This window comes from Psychrobacter fulvigenes (assembly GCF_904846155.1).
GTDB classification, from domain to species: Bacteria; Pseudomonadota; Gammaproteobacteria; order Pseudomonadales; family Moraxellaceae; genus Psychrobacter; species Psychrobacter fulvigenes.
Genome location: NZ_CAJGZP010000001.1, coordinates 840,335 through 862,890, shown reverse-complemented (window position 1 = coordinate 862,890; position 22,556 = coordinate 840,335). Strand labels below are relative to the sequence as shown.

Below are 22,556 nucleotides of genomic sequence, written 5' to 3'. Positions count from 1 at the left end.
GTTTGACAAAGTTAATCGCACTTTTTGGGTTTGGTATAAGTAGGCGTTTAATAGCGTTCATGATATATCCTTACCATTTTTCATAATAATGTATGCGGTAATGTGTTTAGCACTCTGGATGAAGAGACTAAATATACGGAAAGACCGCCCCAAATAGACGGTCTAATAATAGATTAGGACGGTGGTCCCCAGAACCACATTTGCCCAAACCAAACGATAAAGCCATAAGCCGCTAAAAATAACGCAGCTATAATTGGCAAGGCAATAAAAGACATCACCAAAGCGCTGAGCCATTGACGCTTGACTGGTTGCTGGTCTTTTTGCTTCAGTTGCTTTTCATGTGGCATAGCACACCTCTCAATATGTTCACGATAGCTAATGAGCCTAAATAAATTCATGCAAGATATCTATAAACGATATAAAAACACGCAAACTTTTGTTTATTTTTAAGTACGATTATGACTGGTTGTATGCTTTATTTTTAAATAACCATTATCCAATATAGGATGTTTCAAACCGTTTAAGTCATTGAGAATCATTGTCAGATTCTAGATGAAAAACTAATTCCCTATACATATTGAGGATAATATAAAATCTTATTATTTTGTGACAAACTAGATACATTTAGTCTAAAAAAGGAGGGAAACTTATTCTCTTTAGCATTACTCCACTCAGAAAACATCAAACCTTTTTTATATGTATCACTTTAAAATAATTGAAGACCCATTAATGCTAAAAACTTTGAATATAAGTACACAATAGTACACTTAAAAAAGACTGTTCATAAATCAAAAGTCATAAGAAGCCAAAAACCATATTGGCTAGAAAATGGCTAATATAGTTTGGAAAAAACGCTATTGCGATAGGTGTTTAGATTGTTAAGGATAAAAAAAGTACCGTAAATAAGTAGGAATTTCGTAGATAAAAAGGCGTGGCATCGATTAAAGGTGTTTGATTACAAAACCTCTTAACCGATGTCTGATTTGATGGTTAGTGCTTATGTTGAAATATTAAGTACCAAGTGACAATTACTTAGGAGCTTCTAATATTTAAGGCACTTGCTGATTGATTTCGATATTCACTTGCTGCTGCTCGTTTGCTAGCATGATTGGATTGGTTGATAAATCACCAGACTGAGAGTTTGCGCTACCAGAACGACTGATTCTGGCGGTCACGACCAACTGCTCACCTGACGCTTGCGCCGATTGCAACGTTCGATCTGGCATCATCACATCTGCATTGCTTAGACTTACCGCAATGCGGCCTTGCTTTAAATTACTAATCGGTACACGTTTTGCCGCATAAGGCGCTCCGCCTTCCGCTGCCCGAATAGCAACAAACAATACATCCTCGGCGACTATCAAAGGCAATAAGCTTGGTATCACGGTGACGGTCACATCAAAGCCGTCAGCTGCCTGCGCTTGTTGATTAGTGATATCAGCGGCCAGATTGTCTAAACCACTTATTTCATGACTATAGTCTCCTGCCCTTTGCTCAAAGCTGCTGCGCATCTTAGCTATCCACTCCTGTGCCTGCTCATAATTACCTGCGCGCGCCTCACCCATTGCCATCATCATCTGCGCCTCTTCTTTGTTTGGGCTACTATCAAGCACGCCTTGCAAAGTACGGCGGATATTATCATCCAAGCTACCACCTAGAGCAAAGAAGCTGGTCTGAGCATACATCATCGCAACATCCTCATTATCAGGAGACAATCTATAAGCCCTCGATAGCGCTTCTAGACCTGACTCGGTCGCCCCAAATGACAAAAACATCTCAGCGAGCTTTAACCAGCGCTGTGGGTCATGCGCATTGTGGTGGACGTTGGTCTGCATCGCAGAAAAAAGCGCCAACCCTTCTTTCATCGCCCACTCTGGCGGTTCGTCAATCTTGCCCATGAGCAAATCATCTGCTACTTGACCGACGACTTGTTGCTCTTGCCATAAAGTGAACACATTGCTGCGGTCACTGATAATCATATAAGCCGATCCAGCCAGCACAGGTATCCAGAGTATGAGCATCAAACGACTGACCAAACTCGGGGGCTGCATGGCTGTCGTCACTTGCTCAGCATCCAATAATTGACGCTCAAGCTCTGTTTTTTGCGCTTGATAATGGGACTCACTGATGACTCCCTCTTGTTTATCAGTACTTAGCTCACGCAGTCTTGATTTATAGACATCAATATTGATATCGATGAGTTGATTGTCTACCACAGCATCTGGATGTTTTTTTAGACGCAGCCAAGGTGCAATGACTATCAAAGCCAACACTATTGAGATTAGCAGGCTTAAAGTAATAAATAAGCCAAAATTAGAAAACGCACTTATAAAAACTTCTCTTCATCGCGTGTTTGTTCAATCGATTGGTGGATGGCTTAGCTCGTGGCTGCTATTTTAGCACTAATTCTGACTCTGTCCTGAGTTTGTAAAATAACACTGGAAGATGACGCTTACTTCTTAACGCCTTATCACACTTCTATTTATACCTAATAAAAAACACCAATATTTTCAATCGTTTGGACAAAAGACCTTTTATTAATCATAAGATTTTCCTATTGTCATCAAACTGTCATCAAAGCTTGGCAAACTGCGACACATCTCACAGGTAATACGTCTTGCACCCTTGTCAAACTTTAGGAGTCCTACATGCGTTATTCGTTATTAGCAGTCGCCGTTAGTTGTACCTTAGTACTCACAGCTTGTAATAAATCGACCGACCCCTCAAGCTCAGCTGCTGATAGCAGTAGCGCCGTAACAGCGGCTGAAACCACCACTAGTACAGCGTCTACTACAGCGACTGATTTTAAATCTGCTGAAAACATCGCCATGAATATCACCGGTGCAGGTGCTTCATTCCCGCAACCTATCTATGCCAAATGGTCTTATGACTACAATGCCGCGACTGGCGGTCAGGTGAACTACCAATCAATCGGCTCTTCTGGTGGTATCAAACAAATCGAAGCAAAAACGGTAGATTTCGGTGCGTCTGATGCACCGATGACCCCTGAAGAGCTGGATGCAGCAGGGCTTATTCAGTTTCCGACCGTTATCGGTGGCGTCGTACCGATTGTAAACATCGATGGTGTAGAGCCAGGCCAGCTGAAATTGGACGGTGCGGCTTTAGCTGACATCTATTTGGGTAAAATTAGCAACTGGAATGACCCTGCTATTGCTAACCTAAACCCAGACTTAACCCTGCCTGATGCTGCCATTACCACCGTATTTCGCTCAGATGGTTCAGGGACGACGTTTAACTTTACCGATTATCTGGCCAAAGTTTCAACTGACTGGAAAGACAGCGTCGGTGTTGATAAAACCGTCAAGTGGCCAACCTCTGCGACTGGCGCAGGCGGTAAAGGTAACGAGGGCGTATCAAGTTACGTCAATCGTATGAAAAACTCTATTGGCTACGTTGAGTATGCTTACGCCAAGCAAAATAACATGGCACATGCGGCACTAAAAAACGCGGCTGGCAACTTCGTGCAGCCATCTGCTGAGACCTTTGCAGCGGCAGGTGATATCGATTGGTCACAGCAAGCAGGCTTTTATAAAGTCATCACCAACTCTGAGACGGAGCAAGCATGGCCAATCGCAGCTGCTACTTTTATCTTGGTACATAAGCAGCCAGAAAACCCACAGCAAGTGGCTGGCGTGTTGAACTTCTTCGACTGGGCTTACGCTCAAGGCGATGATGATGCCTTAGCCCTTGATTATGTTCCTTTCTCTGATACCGCTGTTGCGCTCTTTAAAGCGCAGTGGAATGAAGTCAAAGGCAGCGATGGTCAGCCAGTCTACACCCCAGCTCAGTAGTTTTTAAAAACCCTGTAATGATTCTAGAGTTACCCTCTTAAACAATTATTCTCCAGTCGTTGTTTAAGAGGTTTTATCACAACAAATTTAAAAGTAGAGTGATTAATTACCGTTAATAGCACTACTGATTAAGATTTAGTTTGCTGTGATAAGACTTGATTAAACTCTCTAAAACTTTTGATCTAACCCTATTTAATGCTGAGACACTTATGAATGACCTAAGGTCCCAACTGGCTAAACAAAAACGTTACGACGCGCTATTCGTCAATGCAACTAAGGCTTTTGCCATCCTCGTTCTCTTATCATTGGGCGGCATTTTAGTCTCTCTAATCATTGGCGCTTGGCCAAGCATTCAAGCATTTGGTCTCGGCTTTTATACCAGTAATAACTGGGATACGGTCGCCAATGAGTACGGTGCGCTAGCGCCTATTTACGGCACGCTGGTCACTTCGTTTATCGCTATTTTAATCGCTGTGCCAGTCAGCTTTGGCATTGCCATATTTTTGACCGAGATGTGCCCGAATTTCTTAAAAAAGCCCCTCGGTATCGCCATTGAGCTGCTGGCAGGTATTCCCTCTATCATCTACGGTATGTGGGGGTTGTTTGTATTTGCGCCCTTTTTTGGCGATCACATTCAGCCGTGGTTTATCGAACATGTTGGCCCACTGCCCATCATCGGTAAGCTGTTTACGGGTGCGCCAATGGGACTCGGTATGTTTACCGCCTCACTGGTGCTTGCCATCATGATTATTCCTTTTATTGCGGCCACCATGCGCGACGTCTTTTCCGTGGTGCCGGATTTATTAAAAGAATCGGCTTACGGTATGGGTGCGACGACTTGGGAAGTCATGTTCAAGATTATCTTGCCGTATACCAAAGCTGGTGTCGTTGGTGGTGTCATCTTGGGACTGGGTCGTGCCCTTGGCGAGACCATGGCAGTGACCTTCCTTATCGGCAACGCCTTTAATATCAGTCCCAGTCTATTTACTTCTGGGGTCACCATTACCTCAGCCCTTGCCAATGAATTTGCAGAAACCTCTAGTGAGCTACATCTGGCGTCGTTATTACATTTAGGCTTAATTCTATTTGTCATCACTTTCATCGTGCTGTCACTGGCTAAGCTGATGCTAATGCGCATGGATCATAAAGCAGGTAATCGATAGTAGCTCGATTTTTTTGACAGATTTTGATGGTTATTGGTATTGATAAAAATATGGGAAATGAGTGTTATGCCTACTGATGCTATGAATTCAGCGTTACCTGCTAAGAGCAACTTTAAAGATCGTTATAACAAGCGTCTTTATAACAAACGGCGCTGGGCCAACAAGCTTGGTTTAGGCTTTGCCATGTCAGCGATGGTGTTCGGCTTAATTTGGTTGTTTTGGATTTTATTTACGCTCTTCGTTGAAGGTTTCCAAGGCATGGTGCAAATGCCTATCTTTACTGCCGACACTCCGCCGCCGATGAGCGCAGGCGGTTTACGCAACGCCATTGTTGGTTCAGTGATGTTGGCGTTTTCGGGATTGTTCATCGGTGCGCCCATTGGCCTGATGACAGGGATTTATTTATCTGAGTTCTCTCAGGGCAGCATGCTTGGCAAAGTAACGCGATTCTTAAACGATATTTTGCTCTCTGCCCCATCGATTGTGATTGGTCTCTTTATTTATGCCTTGATGGTAAAAGGCCAAAGCTTTTCTGGTTGGGCCGGCGCACTGGCATTGGCACTCATTGTCATTCCTGTGGTTGTGCGCACGACTGAAAACATGCTTAATTTGGTGCCCAATAGCATTCGTGAAGCGGTTTATGCACTGGGTACACCGAAGTGGAAGATGGTCACGCAAGTGACTATTAAAGCGGCTCGAGCGGGGCTGACCACAGGCGTATTGTTGGCCTTTGCCAGAATCACTGGTGAGACGGCGCCGTTACTATTTACGGCCTTGAATAACCAATACTTTAGTACCGATATGAGCCAGCCGATTGCTAACTTGCCTAATACCATTTATCAGTTTGCTATGAGCCCTTATGACAATTGGCATGCACTCGCATGGGCAGCGGCACTGCTGATTACTGCTTCGGTATTGGTATTAAATGTCTTAGCAAGGTTCATTGGCAGTCGCGGTCAAACCAAGTAGTAGACAAACCAAATAAAAGCTGTACTAAATAAAAATGATGCGTTTTTGACATGTGTTGCTGGAATAAATTTCACTGACTTGCTGTGCCTACGCCGACAGAGGCTGCGCAAAATATATTCCAACAACACTGGGTCGTTTTTAAATTAGATCAACTACACCATTTACTTAAATTTATATTCATTAAGCTAGGTTGGATAACATTATGAATGACGTCATAAGCAAAATCCGTACAAAAACTGATACGAATAACTTCAAGACCCCAACAGGTAATCTACTAAACAGACCTATGTCGACGTCAGCGCAAATGCAGCAGCCAGATGCGGCAAACTTAACCAAGCAAACACTGCATGATATTCCCAAAAACATGCCTGCGGCAAAAATGCAGATTCGTGATTTGAGTTTTTATTATGGTGATTTTCAGGCACTAAAAAACATCAATATCGACATTCCTGATAAAAAAGTCACTGCCTTCATCGGCCCATCAGGTTGCGGAAAATCGACCTTACTACGTACTTTCAATCGTATGTATGACTTATACCCAGGCATGCGTGCAGAAGGCAATATCAATCTTGATGGCAAAAACATCTTAGGTAAAGACGTCGATGTCAACCTGCTACGCGCGCAAGTCGGTATGGTCTTTCAGAAACCTACTCCGTTCCCGATGTCGATATACGACAATGTCGCCTTTGGTGTGCGTCTCTACGAAAAGCTAAGCAAAGCTGAGCTGGATAATCGCGTGGAATGGGCGCTAAAAAAATCTGCATTATGGCCAGAAGTAAAAGACAAGCTAAAAGCATCAGGTTTGTCTTTATCAGGCGGACAGCAGCAACGACTCTGTATCGCCCGTAGTGTCGCTACCAAGCCTGAAGTACTGTTGCTCGATGAACCAACCTCTGCATTGGATCCTATCTCAACGGGCGCAATCGAAGATTTGATAGAAGATTTAAAAAACGACTACACCATTGCCATCGTCACCCATAACATGCAGCAGGCGGCGCGCGTGTCAGACTATACGGTCTATATGTATTTGGGCGATATGATTGAGATGGGCGAGACGGATCAGATGTTTACCACGCCTGCGCAAAAAGCGACAGAAGACTACATTACCGGCCGTTATGGTTAACGTTGAGCTGATTAAAATTATTTACGCATATTAAGAAAATCACGCCATAAAATACGGATATTCAGGGAATACCTCTCATGCAAAGTGACAAGCATATCTCTAAAAGTTTTGATCAAGATCTTGATGAAGCCATTCGCTTATTTTTATACATGGGTGATAGCGCTGCCAACCAAGTCGCCAAGGCCATCCACGCCCTCATTGATAAAGATGAAACACTGGCACAAGAGGTCATCGACATGGATTTCGATATCAATCGCATGGAAGTTGAGCTCGATGAGCATATCTTATTGTTGGTCGCCAAACGCCAGCCAGCTGCCAGTGATTTGCGCTTGGTCATGTCCATTAGTAAAGGCGTGGTTGACTTAGAGCGTATCGGCGATGAAGCGGTCAAAATTGCCCAAATGGCAAGTAAAATTGCAGCACAAAGCAAATCATCATACGGTTACGCTGAGGTTCAGCATCTCAGCAATCAGGTTCGTATTATGCTACACAATGCGCTAGAAGCCTTTAGCCAGTCGAATGCGGAGCAGGCATTTGAAGTCATGCGTAATGATGGTATGGTCAATGAAGAATACCAATCGGCGATTCGTGCTTTGATGACTTATATCATGGAGGATGCACGGCACGTCTCAAAGGTCATTAATATCATGTGGGTATTGCGCGCGCTTGAGCGTGTTGGCGATCATGCACAGAACGTCGCCGAGCTGGTGATTAACTATATTAGCGGGCAAGATGTACGCCATTCGGACTATGCTTTGGTCGAAAAAGCCGTGCAAGAAGCCAATGAAAGAATGGCGGCACGCCAAGTCAGTACTACATCAGCTAGCATGGCGATAGTTGACTTTGATTCGTCAAATACTGGCGAAGGCTGACAAGACAATCAGGCCAATCAGGATTGTTCAAACAGTTACTACTCTTTTGTTTCGTCTTCAGCGCTTTGATTGTGACAATCACTCAGCCAAATCACAACAAGAAAAAACCCAGTTTGATGTAATATATGCCTCGTTTCGTTACTCTGATGAATTATTAGTACCGTTGAGGAATATTATGAAAAAGTTACTGGCTGTCACCCCTGTTGCTTTATTACTAGCAGCCTGCGCGACGAACGCACCCATGAATAGTAGTAGCACGCAAGCTCAAACCTTTACCTGTGATGATAACGCTAAAGTGACCGCCGCTTATGTAGCCAATGGCAAAGTCGCTAACTTAAGCCTGACTCTACCCAGACTCGGTATAAAAAATCAAAAAGTCAGTCTTAAACAAGCAGTATCAGGCTCTGGTGCTCGTTATGTTAAAGAGTCAAGCTCTACAGCCAGCTACGAGTGGCAGACTAAAGCCAAAGTTGGCATCCTAAGTATCCGCTCAGTAAATGACCGTGTATACAAGGTCAACTGTACTCTAAAAAGATAGACGTCTACTAGTTGTTACGGCTCATGCTTATTAATGGCTTTTACAGCGGTTAATAAGCATGAGTTTTTACACTCCGCCTGCGCCTTTACTAGACGCCTCGCTGTTTTCTACCAATATAGCCGCAGCTGTTTTTTTGAGTATCGCCCACTGTTCATCATCGACATGAATGCCCTCTTTCCATGAGCGCTGATGGGTCTCAAACAGCTCATCCGTCGATATCTTATGATCGAAATGTTCGATGTCTTGCTCAATATCGAAGTTAGCAGTCGCCAGCTCAATGATCATATCGTTGGTATTATAATTGTCTTGTGGTTCATTAAAAAAGTACAAATCAGGATAGACAAAGCCTTGATTAAGCGTAAATAAAGTATGCTTGGGTGCTGTACCATTATCCCATTTCGCCAGACAGGCAATACCATTATCAGCGAGCTTCACCAGCTCACTATAAGCCAACCAGCGATTATGACAGTTCATTATATAAATTTGAAAATGATCCAGATCGCCCATTTTTTCTAGTGCGTAGTCCATGATGGCAGGCAAGTGACAAATCAAACTGCTGCCATGCAAATCAAAGCGAATCGTGCCTGTTTCTTGATGGACGATATCAATGGGCGTATCTTGTTCAGTTAAGATATATGGACTGGCATTGTTAAAGTGGCGTACACCGTCGAGTCCTGCCATCTCCAGCTCAGCCACCATTGAAGCGATCACATCAGCTTCGCCTACTTCACGGTGCATGCCAGTAAAGGCTTTATACACCATTGCTACGATTTCATTATGCGATACAATCATGTCCAAACCTCCCTATTGTGTAGATGACTCTTTTATTGACGAAACTTCTTTTGACGAAGCTTTTTTTGACAAATTGGGCAGTAAAGGAAACAGCCATTCATCACTATGCACCTCGCTAAATAAAGGCGCCCCTTGGAACAAAGTGATTCGCACCCAGCGATCAGATCTGGGATCGAACTTGGTCGCGCCAAACATCGATAGCTTACACCGTAGCAGATGCATGGGTAATGCGGTCTTATGCAAGACGTTCATCTGGATATCACCCATTTTTTTGTGACCCATGGTCCATACACGCCGAGCGATAGAGCGGTACTTAGGTTTGCTTAACATAAACTCAGATATCAGCTGCTGTGGATCAGCTTGCTGTAATGCCAAGTACAGATTTTTTGCTTGCCGTGCGATGTCCAATGCCAGCTCTCGATCGTCGCCAGGCTCTTGTCCGCGCACACCCATACGTGGCTCTTCTTTATCCACCGATCGATACCAAAACCAATAGCTATTTTCAGGTTCATTAAAATCAATAGTAATTGCCCATTGATAGCGCGCCTCTAAGACGTCAAGCAAATCTTGAATCACCTTGCCTTTCGGTAGGGTTAAGTTTTCATCGGCGTTGACTTTTTCTTGAAACGCATCCACACGTTCAGGATACAGCTCCATCAAGCAAGAGATGATGACTTCTTGGCTCTCCAAACTTAAATGATCATGAGCTTGCAGGAACTCTGCCCATGTCGTGTAATCTTCAATCGTCGTCATCAAGGTACTTTGTAATGAGGTCAACTCTGTAACGACGGTCGCGTTTAATGTTGCTTGCTGCTCATTGATGGTAACGATTTCGGTAAAGTGCTGAATGGCGCGCGCAAGTAAGCTGGAAAAGTACGCCGCTTTTTCCGCTTCAATATCACAGACCAAAGTCGCTTGCACGGCTTCTTCACGAGTGGTGAGCCACTGATCGACGACACAAGGATGATTGATAAGATACGGCGCCATACCCAGACCCGTGGCATTACCGATACCGAGATAACGCTTAATCTCTGGATGCAGCGCGACCGCTTTGCTACCGCCCTTTTTCTTGGCCAAAAAATCAACCCAATCAAGACTAAACTCGCGCAGTAAATAAACTGCACACATCTGCGCTCGAAACGACTGATTAAAGTCTTCGCTATGATCTAAGGGCTTAAAGTCATAAATACCAAATTTGCCATTGCCATAGACTGCTGTGGTACGCAGGATATATCCGACTTGCGCGAGTACCTCAAGGTCTGGCTGCTTGCCTTCAGCGAGCGCACTGACAATATGATCAAAGACGCGCACGCTTTTGTTCGCACGTGCCAACACCATCACCATATTGGAGTTGCGACTTGCTTCTTGTAGCGGCACATTGGCTTTGAGATTATCGAGCAGCTCCTGACCAATCTCCCCAAAAACGAGACCAAAGGTGACATCCCACTTTTGTGCTATCACCCGATCATTACGCTCGTCATCCGCCAGCTCATTACAGAATACCACCAGATGATACTTGTGCTCTGGTGTTTGCAGGCGATAAATGACTTGTCCATAACCATTGTCATCCAAATCCCAAAGATGCGTGCTCAGCGTCCATTTTTCTCTATCAATTTTACGTAATAAAGTACGCACAAAGCTGATGCGCGTCTGGTGCATGGCGCCCAGTCTTTCAGCATTCATGACTATATCTGGCGATCTTAAATTAGCGCTGAGTAGAGTCTGCTTCGCTACGTCAATGCTTTCATCTGCTGCATAAAACATGTTCATAATCTCACCACCTTAGATAATATATTAAGCCAGCAACTTGGTGATTACTTTTAACCCGTGATGGCCATTTTACGACTTCAATCAATAATTTAGTTACTGGCTTTTTGTGACGCACTACTTGTCCTCTCTTTTGACAGGCAGTGCGTCATCATCTCACTCTTCCCCTTTCAAGATTTTTTCTTGAGTGATTTTATAATTTGTCTCAACTCGATTCGGACGATATAAGTCTTGATCACGTGCCATTTGCTGGGCGATCTGCGGCCCATTCCATAGCGACGGCAGCAATACAAAAGAAACGGGAACAGCGGTAATCACGATAAACGATTGCAACGCCGTCACACCGCCCGAACCAAGCGAGATTAACACGATAGCGGTAACCCCCATCATGATGCCCCAGAAAGTACGAATCATAGCGTTCGGCTCACGCTCGCCACTAATGACGACACTGATGGTATAAGTCATCGAGTCACCAGTAGTTACGATAAAGACGGTGGTCAAAATCAAGAACAGTATCGAGGTAATCAATGGAAACGGCAATTGCTGCGTGACCGCTAATAGCGCGCCTGGCAAGTTAAAGCCTTCAAAAGCGCTACTGACACTACCGGGATTGGCAATCTCAAACGCAAGCCCCGAACCACCAACGATGGTGAACCAAAAGCAGGTGACCAGTGGCGCAATGATACAAACGGTGGTAATAAGCTCTCGAATGGTACGACCACGTGAAATACGGGCAATAAAGATAGCCATCATCGGGCCATAACCCAAGAACCAACCCCAAAAGAACACCGTCCACCAACTGAGCCAGCCTTCATCACCGCGAAAAGTTGCCATCGGGATAAAGCTATCAACCATGGTGCCGATACCTTGAATATAGCCGTTGACAATAAAATTGGTTGGTCCAAAGATTAAAATAAAGACCATCAGCGCAAAGGCCAATATGACGTTAAAGCGGCTAAGGAGCTGCATACCACGAGCCAGCCCACTAATCGCTGAAATGGTATAAAGTACAATAGCGAAGATGATAATAATCAGCTGGGTAGTGAAGGTATCAGGAATACCAAACAAAGCATTGAGTGCATAGCTGGTTTGTAAACCCAAAAAGCCGATAGGGCCGATCGTGCCAGCAGCAACCGCGACGATACAACAAGCATCGATGATCGCGCCCGTCTGACCTGTGAGCACGCGCTCGCCAAACATAGGATAAAGCAGGGTACGCGGTTTCAGCGGCAAGCCTTTGTCGTAGTGCAAATGCATCACCACAATAGCGGTCAAGCTGCCCAAAATACCCCGCCGCCAGCAAGTAGCGTACAAAACAAGATAGCCATCCATTTAAAGCTATCCATCTCAGGCACAGGTAAGTTGCCTAAAATGACACGTCCAGTACGACCAGCGCCAACGGCTAACGCAATCACAAAGGTCGCTAGGAGCAGTATTTGCCAAAAAGGACCAAAGATATTGACCGACCAAGCAAAACCCACTTCCACTATTTTTGCCAAGCGCTCTTCTGCAAAGATAGCCATCAGAACAAAAGCAACAATAAAACCACCACTGTACCAAAACGCTGGGTTTTTGAGCCCTAAAGTATCGGTTTCGGTCTCTGTCTGTATAGGGGGCGATACATGATGCGCGCTATCTGCTGCTATATTGGCGGCAGCTGAGCGTCCTTGCTCATCGTTGTTAAATCCCTTTAAATCGGCCATGATGCGGCTCCATATGCTAACGTTACGTTTTAAATCAGGCGTTATATTATTTGGATATATCTAAGTAATCTCATTACCTTTCTATCTGAAAGGAGGTTTAACGCTATAAAACGTCGTTCGTCTTATAGCGCTTTCGAGTGATAGCTTGCAAAGCTCATATTTGAACAACGAACCTCTGAAAAACGAGCCTTCAAAAATGAGCTTTAGAGTCTTAATATTTAAGCCAAAGGCTTCAAGCCTTGCTCCAAAAAATCAAACCAGTTCTGACCGATGATCTTTCCAGCATCACTTTCATTAAAGCCATGCTTGAGCAGACCGTTATAGATGTTTTCCATACCGTCCTTGCCAGCGAACCACGGCAAAGTATCCGGCCAACCTGAATTACTGGCATTACCTTCACCATAATCCATCGCTTTTGACCAACGTCCATTGCGCATCCACTCAAGTACCGCTTGCGGCTGGTTGAGACACAAATCACTGCCAATGGCTAAATGCTCGACGCCGTATTTATCAGCGCAATTAGCAATCATGCTGCAAAAATCATCAAGCGTGCAGTCACTACCATTGGGCAAATGGAACGGATATAAACTAAAGCCTAATAGCCCGCCCGCTTTGGTTAAGGCGCTGATGACCGTATCCGATTTATTACGCAAGGCATCATGCGCCGTGGTCGGGTTGGCATGGCTGATACATATCGGACGTGAGGAGACTTCTATCGCTTCAAGCGTAGACTGCTCAGCACTGTGCGACATATCGATAATCATCCCAACGCGATTCATCTCAGCGATGGCTTGCTGACCAAAGCGCGTAACGCCGCTATCGTTCTGCTCATAACAGCCGGTCGCTAGTAAGCTTTGGTTGTTATACGTCAGCTGCATAATCAGTAGACCCAAGCGGCGCATGACACTAATCAGGCCGATTTCGTCATCAATTGGTGAGCAGTTTTGCGCGCCAAAAAAGATACCGACTTTGCCCTGCTCTTTTGCCGTTTTGATATCACTGGTCGAATACACAGGCAAAATCAAATCGCTATTTTGCTCAAAGCGCGCGTGCCATTCAGCGAAGCGGGTCATGGTCTGACGCGCATCTTCGTGATAGACCAAGGTGGCATGTACCGCATTGATACCACTATCTCTTAGCATTTTGAAGTAGTCGCGATCCCAATGGCTATACTGTAATCCGTCAATGACGATATGATCTTGGTACATCTTGTTATCCTTCTTATGACTCGTTTTTCGACTGAACTCTGTCGTAGGGTGGATTAGCGGTAGCGTAACCCGCCGATATTTGACAATTTATATTTAAAGTGGCGGGTTACGTTTTGTCGGCACTCTTTGCAAGAGTTTGAAAAACTAACCCACCCTACGCAAAATCACCTTTACTATCCGTTATAGACTAATACGCTTTTTGATAAGCGGTTTTGACGATGGTATAAAACTCTTTGGCATACTGACCTTGCTCACGCGGGCCAAAGCTCGATTCTTTACGGCCACCAAACGGCACATGATAATCGGTACCAGCAGTTGCTAAGTTCACCATGACACAGCCCGCTTGTACTTGCTCTTTAAACATCGCACTGCTACGCAAACTCTGAGTAATAATGCCGCCAGTCAGACCAAAGCGTGTATCATTGGTCATCGCGATCGCCTCTTCCAAGCTATTGACACGCAAGACACAAGCAAGCGGGGCAAACACTTCTTCTTGGTTGACATCCCAGCTATTATCGGTCTCAGTAAACAAGGTCGGCGCCATATAATAGCCATCATGCGCCATCTCCAAACGCTCACCACCAAAAGCTAAATTGGCTCCAGATTGCTTGGCTTTTTCGACCCAGTCCATATTTGACGCCAGCTGCTTGTCATCAACCACAGGCCCCATAAAGATGCCGTCTTCAAGCGCATGACCGACCTTTAGCGTCTTCATTTTTGCGACCACACCTTCGACGAAGGCATCATGGATACTGTCCATGACGATGAGACGAGAAGAAGCGGTACACTTCTGGCCTGAACCACCAAAAACACCAGAAACCGCCATATCAATGGCAAGTTGCAAATCAGCATCATCAGCGATGACCAAAGCGTTTTTACTGCCCATCTCAAGCTGGCAACGGATGAAGTTCGGAGCGGTAGCAGCAGCGACTTTGCGACCTGTGGCGACAGAACCTGTAAAACTGACTGCATCGATATCTTTTGAATTGATAAGCGCATCACCTACGCTAGAGCCGCCGCCTAATAGGAGGTTAAACGTACCCTCTGGCATGCCTTGACGATGAATGATCTCAGCTAACGCCACCGCACTGGCAGGCGTTAAGTTCGCAGGCTTCCAGATAACACTGTTACCAAAGGCTAAAGCGGGCGCGATTTTCCATACGGCTGTCGCGGTTGGGAAGTTCCAAGGCGAGATAATTGCGACCACACCGACGGCTTCACGAGTGACTTCCACTTTGACCCCAGGACGAACTGAATCTGCCGTATCACCGATTTGGCGTAACACTTCGGCAGCGTAGTAATGAAAAAATTGACCCGCGCGATAAATCTCACCGCGACCTTCCGCAAATGGTTTGCCTTCTTCACGTGAGAGCAATGTACCCAACTCATCACAGCGGGCAATCATTTCATCGCCGATCGCTTGCAGAATAGACTGTCTCTTCTCGAGTGGCGTCGCTTCCCACTTTGGCTGGGCCTGACGCGCAGCAGCGATAGCATCTTTGACTTGCTCCTGACTGGCTTGTGCGAACTCACCAACGACTTCACTGGTATCTGATGGGTTGATATTGGCAATCGTATCGACGCCCGCTTGCCATTCACCATTGATATAGATTGATTTAGTTGGGTCTTGTTTGAGGGCTTGAGTTGACATAATAGAATCCTTAATGAAGTGGTTAAAAGTTTGAGGCGTAGGCTGTGGCTTTAGCCCAGCATTGTTATTGTACAAAGTCTTAAGCTGGGCTAAAGCCACAGCCTACAACAGCTCATATTGAATTAAAAACTTAGTGTTCACCGACTTTCAAAGCTTAAGGCACAGCGGCATAAACGACCAGCTCTACCAGCATCTCTTCACGAGCAAGTCCTGATATCACTAGAGCCGCTCTGTTTGGATAAGGTGCGGTGAAATATTCAGCATACACTTGGTTAACGGTTTTTAGATACTCGCGATCGGTCACATAAATAAGGACCTGCAATACCGCATCCATTCCAATACCCGCACATTCTAGTGTGTGCTTAAGGTTGTCTAGCGTTTGCCGAGTTTGCGCTTCGATACCACCTGCGACCACTTCACCATTTTCATCGATAGGAATCTGTGCGGTATACAACGTACCGTTATGAGTAATCGCCCACTCTAACGGTGACTTAGAGGCATAAAGTGAGGTGTTAACCGCTTGCTTGGTTGAGGGAGTCGCCATACTGTCTTATCCTTTCAATAACTGGTGGCACCAAATCTTTGTTTTAGCCTGTTCATTTGGTATGTGCTTTATCCTACGCAATTACCAGTGATAAATCTAACTAATTAAACTTTAGATATGATAGATTAAATCTATCATTATTTTTGAGTGCCGAATGCTTAGGTCAATTCTTAAGCACTTGATAAGTAACAAATAATAAATACCAGAGAAGTTTTCAAAATTAAAAATGAGACAGCATAGACAAGCAATCACAGACAGGTGAGACAATCATGAAACTACAGCAATTACGGCATTTTTTATTGGTGGTAGAAGAAGGCGGTTTTCGTGCCGCCGCTCACCATGCCCATCGCACGCAAGCAGCGTTGTCAGCGTCTATCAAAGAGCTGGAAAAAACACTCGGTCAGCGTTTGTTTGAAAGTGGTAATAAAGCCACACTGACCCCTTTTGGCGAAACCTGTTTACCAAAGATTGAACAGTTCCTCAATAGCTATCGAGCATTAGAAGAGGACCTAAAGGCAGCGGCAGCAGGTGGCAAGGGTAAAATAAGGATTGCCAGTGTGCCCTCATTGGTGACCAAGCTGTTGCCCAGTGTACTGGTCGAATACTCCAAGAAATACCCAGATATTGAGATTGTATTGATAGATGATAACGCTGTCGGAGTAGCCAATCGGCTGCTGACAGGAGAGGTGGATTTAGCACTGGGCAACTGTACCAGTATGGATCAGGCAGATATAGATTTCACCCTGCTACTATCAGACCCAATCGGTGTGGTTTACTTAAAAAGTAATTCTTTAAACCAATTAAAAAACCAGCCAAACAGTCGGACAAACAGTCAGACAAACAGCCAACGAAAAAAAGGGCTTAAATGGCCACAGCTGGTCGCGCAGCCTTTTATTTATAATGGTACTTGCCGCTTGCTTGAAAACACGCCTGCAGAAGTGCTCAATCGCAATGCGCGCTACACGGTCGAAAACATCACATCCTTATTTTCACTACTGCGCAATGACCTTGGTATCACGACTTTGCCCAAGCTGGCCTTCCCTGCTAATGAGCCAGAGCTGGTTTGGATTGACCTACTTGAGCCAGCTTTGGACAGGCAAATTGGTATCTTTAAGTTGGCGAATAAAACTATCTCACCGCCAGCGCAAGCCTTTTATGAGTTATGTATTGCCTATGTTCAGGATCACTATTTGCTATAAAAATACTGCTATAGTTTGTGAACAGCTATCGTCATTTTTATCCACACAGCGAGGTATCTACCCATGAAACGTGCCAATCAATTACAGCCCTTATCACGCCAACATCACCTTGGCCTAAACATCGCTCGTCACGCCAAAGAGTGTCCTGATGATCATACAGCCATTACGAAGCACTGGAGCTCCCTAACCGCTTATCTCAGCGACATGCATGAACACTTCCATATTGAAGATACTCTGATTGCCAATGCGCTACTCCCTTATAAAGAGACTCAGTCAGAGATAGCCTCAGTCCTTGAAACGCTTGAGAAGCAGCATAAGTCACTATATGAGTTCATGGCGAAAATCAAAACATCAACAGCAGCCAAAGATAGTAAAAATAGTGAGGTGACGGTCGTTGAAGTCAAAGAGCTTGGCACTTTGCTATACGATCACATACGATTCGAAGAACGCGAGCTTTTTCCTATCGTTGAGCGCTATTTAACAGAAGAGGAGTTAGATGCTATTTATGCTGCCAGTCCAGACAGTATTAAGCGCATGGATGAGGAGCGTTAAGATAAAGAATGGCGCTTAGAACAGTACTTTTTAGAATAAGATTGGGGCTATCATAGACAGCTAAAGTTATTTAAACTAACCGTTTGAGAGGTTAAGGTCTGTGGTTTGGACTTAAACCAAGACAAGTAATGGCTGATCGTAATTGAGTTGAAAATGGAATGATAAAAGCTGGATATAGTGCTCATAGAAGTATGGTTCTGGCTGTCAGAGAGGCAGTGGCGTTATACTTATTAGATCAAAACCGTGAAGAAGATATCCCCAAAATCTCAGAGTGTTTTTCAACAGTTGACAACTATAGGGGCGACAGAATCCCTATTCCTATTATTATTGAGGAAGTCGACTATCTATGTAGTGTATTACAAGATAATTACTTGGGCTTAAAACTACATTCATTGGTTAATATTGAATCATTGCCTTTTTATAAAGCTATTAGCGACTGTGTCAGACCTTTCACCCATACAAATAATGAACTGCCCTTTTTATTAGTCAGTCGACTCGTACTGCGTTTTTTCTTTCTAATAACGGAGTCTATTAATCTCAAAATTATTCCAGAGAAAGGCTTGCTTCGATTTGATTTTGTTCCTAATGATCCAAGCTTGATGAATAAACATCAAATTGATGGCGTTATGGTGTTGGTTTATAGAATCGTAGAAACTTTTTGCCCTAATGTTTTGAAAAAAATAACTGTGGCGCAGCGTAATAGCACATACGAGTTGGAGTATTACCAATCCATCTTTGGTGTACCTGCCGAACCTGCTGATAGAACAAGCTTGATCTATGATTTAAAGTGTAACAATCATTATAAAAACGCGACTGGTTTATTGATAAAATCTGAAGAGGAACTTGGTAGAAAGTTTTTTATTAATCCCTTATTTAACATGCTATCCACTCAGTTTTCTGGGTTTAGTTACAAACAGCGCTGTCAGATAGTCATTGAGACAGTGATAGGTATGATCCCTCCAACTCGTATTCATGTCGCAGAGTCGATGAACATCAGCGTCAGTACTTTGCAAAGAAGGCTCGATGAAGAAGGTACCTCGTTTCAAGAGGTTCTAGAAGAAACTAGGAAGCGACTGGCCAAACTGTATTTGACTGAAAAAAACTTATCAACCACCGATGTCGCATACTTACTAGGCTACAAATCCCATAGTCAGTTTTTCAGAGTTTTTAAAACTTGGTTTGGAATAACACCAAAAACCTATCAAAACAATCTTATAGATCGTAAATAGAACGACAATTACCTATAAAAAAACCCATAAGCTGTATCCAACTTACGGGGTATCGCTCATATTACTGCGGCACATTGATTGTCATCAATACCGTACTTTATACGGTATTGACACAAGCTAAAGGACTAACCAAACACTTCCATGCGTTCTTCGATAGGCTTAAACTCTTTGTCGCCTGCTGGCTGCTCAATAGCACCGAATACCATCTGTGCGTTCAGCTCCCAATCGCTATCGATATTCCATGCTTCAGCGACTCTCTGATCGATCACAGGGTTATAATGCTGCAAGTTTGCGCCGACATTAATGCTCGCCAATGCTGTCCAAATCACATACTGATGCATAGCGCTGGTTTGATGCGCCCAAATTGGGAATTTGTCAGCATATAAAGGCGCGGCTTCTTGCATGTTTCTAACGACACCTTTGTCCTCAAAGAATAATACCGTACCCGCTCCCGCTCTAAAGCCTGCGATTTTATCTTTAGTACCTTGAAACTTCTCGTCATCGCCAACGATAACCTTTAATGTTTCTTCAGTGATGTCCCACAGTTTATTATGTTCTTCACCAAACAGGACCACCAAACGCGATGATTGTGAATTAAACGCTGATGGGGTATGCAATACTGCATGCTCAATCAACTTTACAATCTCGTCATTTGATACGGGTAATTGATCGCTCAAAGCATAAATAGAACGACGCTTCTCAGCAAGTTGTTGTAGTGTTTGTAAATCTGACATAGACTTTCTCCAAAATATGAATGAATGTAAATAAGTAAAAATAAGGAGGTAGGTTGAATGAGTTGCCTCAAGTAACCATACCCTTTAATCTGCTTTAGTATAAGAATAAATGGATAGAACCCGTATTCTTTTTTTGTAATGAAACTTAATAATTAAAACAATTATAAAAGCCATATTAAACACCTAGCCTTTAAAACCTTCAGGCAATGCTGGTGCTTCTAGACGTTTCATATCAGAATCAACTTCACCAAAGCGCTCATGACCATTGTTCCAGTCGATGATAGATTGCTCAATCTCTTCTTTGTTATCAGCAACAAAGTTCCACCACAGCAGCACTTGGTTATTCAATGGCTCGCCGCCGATAAACATCACACGGGTGCCCTTCTTGGCGACCAGCTTGATGCTTTCATTATTAGCAACATCGCTATCATGGAAGCGTAGTAGCTGATCTTGCGGACAGACTTTGCCTTCAGACTCGATCTCGCCTTCTGTGACCAAGATACCGTATTCAAACCCTGGCTCTAGGTTGAGCGTGACCTCACCGTCTTGCAGGAAATACACATCGATTCCGACCATCTTCGAGTACTGTATCGTCGGTGCTTCATAACGCTCGCCTGAGACGCTGGTATAGCTTCCCGTCGTCAATATCATTTCGACGCTATCTTCCGTCCAAGTTGGCAACTCTGGATAATGATGGAAACCGCGTTCGATCTGCTGATCCGTCGGTAGCGCAATCCACAACTGCACCATGCTCAGTGCCCGTGCGGAATCTGGTGAGCCACCAGTATCTGGAAAGACGCTTTGTTCAGTATGACTGATGCCTTGATTGAGTCCTGTACCAGCGGTCATGACGTTGACTTGGTTTTTGGTAATGACTTGCTCATTACCAAAGCTGTCTTTGTGCAGCACTTCGCCATTCAACATCCAACTAAAGGTTTGCAAGTTAGTATGCGGATGACGGCCAACTTGCATGCCTGACTCATCTTCACCAAACTCAGCAGGGCCTGCATGATCCAAAAAGCACCAAGCACCAATTGGCTTTTTGCCTTTATTCGGTAAAAGACGCGCGATAGGAATACCACCAACATCTGCTAACCGTGGTTCTAGGATTTCGATACTCATTATTCAGCTCTCCTTACTTGTTTTTTATTACTGTATTTTTTAATGATATGTTTTAGCATCTAGTCAAGATACAAGGCTGGGCGTTTGACCCAACCTAAGCTAGCCCTAAGACTTAATGCTAGAGTTTGCTACTAAAATTCACATAAACCTACCACATAAACCTACATAGGTACTTCCATTAGTAGCACTTTAGCATCTTCTTCTACATCCATGGTAAAGTTCTTAGTATCCCAAACACCAAGCCCATCACGAGTATCTAAAGTGTTACCGTTTACAACGACTTTACCGCTGATGACAAATATATAGACACCGTTGTTAGGATCTTTTAGCTGATAAGTCTCGGTCAAACCTTTATCAAAATCACCCATGCTAAACCAAGCGTTTTGATGAATCCACACACCCGCATCATCAGCGTTTGGTGACAATACTTGATTGAACGTATTTGGCTGCATGAGGTCATCCATGCGTATCTGCTGATAGCGTGGCTCTACGTTCATTTTGTTTGGCATGACCCAAATTTGTAAAAACTTAACCGCTTCTTCGTTATCACCATTCATCTCACTATGGATAATACCTGTACCCGCAGACATGACTTGAATCTCGCCAGTCTCGATAACCCCTTCATTACCGATGCTATCACCGTGCGCCAGCTTACCTAATAAAGGAATGCTGATAATTTCCATGTCACGATGTGAGTGCTTACCAAAGCCTTGGCCTGCCGTGACAAAGTCATCATTAATCACTCGTAATGCGCCAAAGCCCATGCGCTGTGGGTTGTGGTAGTTGGCAAAGCTAAAGGTATGACGGCTTTTTAACCAGCCGTGATCGGCGTTGCCACGAGAGTCTGCTGCATGATAAATCGTTTGCATAATGTGTCCTTAATTTTTAATCGGGTTGTCTAAAACAATGGAACCATTATAATTGTTGTTCAAAAGCAGATAAATACGGTAAATAGCAATTAACCATTCTTATAATAAGAACAATGAAGGAATAAAGATAGCGTAATATTGTTATAACACGGCGATTAGCATTAGCTGCTAACATGACTGGTGCTCATTAAAACAGCGCTTATAAAGTGTGATCACTCGTACAATCAATGAGCCAATCAACAAGTCAATGAATAATAAGACACTTAACAACAAGGAAGACAAGCCATGTCAAATGATACAAACAAACAGCCACTAAACTATGACGTCATCAATAATACCGACAAACAACGTTTTGAGATTCATATTGGTGAGCAAATCGCGCTCGAAGATTACGAGTTTTTTACCAGCTCAGAAGGCAAAAAAGGTATCGAATATAAGCATACCGAAGTACCAAAAGAGCTTGGTGGACAAGGTATTGCCGGCTACTTGGTCAAGCATATCTTGGATGACGCTGCCGCTAAGGGTCTGGTCGTCAAACCCACGTGCCCTTATGTCAAATCTTATATCGATAAGCATCCTGAATATCAGGATATCTCTGTGGCTCATAACGCAAAGGCTTAACTGATATTTTTAGAGCATTAAAAAACCGCCAAGCTTAATACAAGCGTGGCGGTTCTATTTTTATAATGAGCAAAATATTTTAGTATCG

At 44.0% G+C, this 22,556-nt stretch carries 20 protein-coding genes and 1 pseudogene; 10 read left to right on the top strand and 11 right to left on the bottom strand.

All coding sequences use genetic code 11. From position 1 onward, the window contains the following. Positions 1-173: 173 nt before the first annotated feature. Together JMX03_RS03805 and ccmI are read right to left on the bottom strand one after the other, a co-directional pair. Complete coding sequence (locus tag JMX03_RS03805) at positions 174-347, bottom strand: periplasmic nitrate reductase, NapE protein (protein ID WP_201575332.1); 174 nt, start codon at positions 345-347, stop codon at positions 174-176. Positions 348-1,049: 702 nt separating this feature from the next. Continuing rightward, on the bottom strand, positions 1,050-2,300 hold the full coding sequence (gene ccmI / locus JMX03_RS03800) for a c-type cytochrome biogenesis protein CcmI (protein ID WP_227695891.1): 1,251 nt from the start codon (positions 2,298-2,300) through the stop codon (positions 1,050-1,052). Between the two features lie 348 nt (positions 2,301-2,648). Here ccmI and pstS point away from each other — a divergent pair, with 348 nt between their 5' ends. The 6 genes from pstS (at position 2,649) to JMX03_RS03770 (ending at position 8,477) form a co-directional block, all read left to right on the top strand. Further along, positions 2,649-3,812, top strand: coding sequence for a phosphate ABC transporter substrate-binding protein PstS (pstS, locus tag JMX03_RS03795; protein WP_201575336.1), 1,164 nt, complete (start codon positions 2,649-2,651; stop codon positions 3,810-3,812). A gap of 209 nt (positions 3,813-4,021) precedes the next feature. Then, positions 4,022-4,975: a phosphate ABC transporter permease subunit PstC gene (gene pstC, locus JMX03_RS03790; RefSeq protein WP_201594589.1), complete on the top strand. Its 954-nt coding sequence runs from the start codon at positions 4,022-4,024 to the stop codon at positions 4,973-4,975. Between the two features lie 66 nt (positions 4,976-5,041). Then, positions 5,042-5,944, top strand: coding sequence for a phosphate ABC transporter permease PstA (pstA, locus tag JMX03_RS03785; RefSeq protein ID WP_227695261.1), 903 nt, complete (start codon positions 5,042-5,044; stop codon positions 5,942-5,944). 364 nt (positions 5,945-6,308) lie between these two features. Continuing rightward, positions 6,309-7,067, top strand: a complete 759-nt coding sequence (pstB, locus tag JMX03_RS03780) for a phosphate ABC transporter ATP-binding protein PstB (RefSeq protein ID WP_227695883.1) — start codon at positions 6,309-6,311, stop codon at positions 7,065-7,067. A 77-nt stretch (positions 7,068-7,144) separates the two neighbouring features. Next, positions 7,145-7,939 carry a phosphate signaling complex protein PhoU gene (gene phoU, locus JMX03_RS03775; RefSeq protein WP_201594583.1) on the top strand — a complete coding sequence of 265 codons (795 nt, stop codon included), beginning with the start codon at positions 7,145-7,147 and terminating at the stop codon, positions 7,937-7,939. A 175-nt stretch (positions 7,940-8,114) separates the two neighbouring features. Then, entirely contained in the window at positions 8,115-8,477 is a 363-nt protein-coding gene (locus tag JMX03_RS03770; protein ID WP_201594581.1) for an MliC family protein, read from the top strand. Positions 8,478-8,543: 66 nt separating this feature from the next. Here JMX03_RS03770 and JMX03_RS03765 read toward each other — a convergent pair whose 3' ends face one another. The 6 genes and pseudogenes from JMX03_RS03765 to JMX03_RS03740 all read right to left on the bottom strand — a co-directional run bounded on the left by JMX03_RS03765 (position 8,544) and on the right by JMX03_RS03740 (position 16,142). Further along, a complete protein-coding gene (locus JMX03_RS03765; RefSeq protein ID WP_201594579.1) occupies positions 8,544-9,269 on the bottom strand; it encodes a DUF3726 domain-containing protein in 726 nt (241 codons plus the stop codon). 12 nt (positions 9,270-9,281) lie between these two features. Continuing rightward, the gene (locus JMX03_RS03760; RefSeq protein ID WP_265090446.1) at positions 9,282-11,039 is read right to left on the bottom strand and encodes a hypothetical protein; all 1,758 of its coding nucleotides are present in this window, start codon (positions 11,037-11,039) and stop codon (positions 9,282-9,284) included. Between the two features lie 153 nt (positions 11,040-11,192). Continuing rightward, positions 11,193-12,559, bottom strand: a pseudogene (locus JMX03_RS03755) (BCCT family transporter). A 398-nt stretch (positions 12,560-12,957) separates the two neighbouring features. Continuing rightward, a complete protein-coding gene (locus tag JMX03_RS03750; protein ID WP_201594577.1) occupies positions 12,958-13,947 on the bottom strand; it encodes a membrane dipeptidase in 990 nt (329 codons plus the stop codon). A 187-nt stretch (positions 13,948-14,134) separates the two neighbouring features. Continuing rightward, complete coding sequence (locus tag JMX03_RS03745; RefSeq protein ID WP_201594575.1) at positions 14,135-15,598, bottom strand: aldehyde dehydrogenase family protein; 1,464 nt, start codon at positions 15,596-15,598, stop codon at positions 14,135-14,137. A gap of 154 nt (positions 15,599-15,752) precedes the next feature. Continuing rightward, positions 15,753-16,142, bottom strand: coding sequence for a RidA family protein (locus JMX03_RS03740; RefSeq protein WP_201594573.1), 390 nt, complete (start codon positions 16,140-16,142; stop codon positions 15,753-15,755). A 269-nt stretch (positions 16,143-16,411) separates the two neighbouring features. Between JMX03_RS03740 and JMX03_RS03735 the strand changes: the two genes are divergently transcribed. The 3 genes from JMX03_RS03735 (at position 16,412) to JMX03_RS03725 (ending at position 19,122) form a co-directional block, all read left to right on the top strand. Next, entirely contained in the window at positions 16,412-17,341 is a 930-nt protein-coding gene (locus tag JMX03_RS03735; protein ID WP_201594571.1) for a LysR family transcriptional regulator, read from the top strand. A 63-nt stretch (positions 17,342-17,404) separates the two neighbouring features. After that, positions 17,405-17,893, top strand: coding sequence for a hemerythrin domain-containing protein (locus JMX03_RS03730; protein ID WP_201594569.1), 489 nt, complete (start codon positions 17,405-17,407; stop codon positions 17,891-17,893). A 158-nt stretch (positions 17,894-18,051) separates the two neighbouring features. Beyond that, positions 18,052-19,122: a helix-turn-helix transcriptional regulator gene (locus tag JMX03_RS03725; protein ID WP_201594567.1), complete on the top strand. Its 1,071-nt coding sequence runs from the start codon at positions 18,052-18,054 to the stop codon at positions 19,120-19,122. A 125-nt stretch (positions 19,123-19,247) separates the two neighbouring features. On the opposite strand, the gene JMX03_RS03720 is transcribed toward JMX03_RS03725, so the two are convergent. The 3 genes from JMX03_RS03720 to JMX03_RS03710 all read right to left on the bottom strand — a co-directional run bounded on the left by JMX03_RS03720 (position 19,248) and on the right by JMX03_RS03710 (position 21,847). Beyond that, entirely contained in the window at positions 19,248-19,856 is a 609-nt protein-coding gene (locus tag JMX03_RS03720) for a nitroreductase family protein (RefSeq protein ID WP_201594565.1), read from the bottom strand. Between the two features lie 183 nt (positions 19,857-20,039). Next, a complete protein-coding gene (locus JMX03_RS03715) occupies positions 20,040-20,978 on the bottom strand; it encodes a pirin family protein (RefSeq protein ID WP_201594563.1) in 939 nt (312 codons plus the stop codon). 161 nt (positions 20,979-21,139) lie between these two features. Beyond that, positions 21,140-21,847, bottom strand: coding sequence for a pirin family protein (locus JMX03_RS03710; RefSeq protein ID WP_201594561.1), 708 nt, complete (start codon positions 21,845-21,847; stop codon positions 21,140-21,142). 285 nt (positions 21,848-22,132) lie between these two features. On the opposite strand from JMX03_RS03710, the gene JMX03_RS03705 reads away from it, so the two are divergent. After that, positions 22,133-22,468, top strand: coding sequence for a GNAT family N-acetyltransferase (locus tag JMX03_RS03705; protein ID WP_201594559.1), 336 nt, complete (start codon positions 22,133-22,135; stop codon positions 22,466-22,468). Positions 22,469-22,556: the final 88 nt, after the last annotated feature.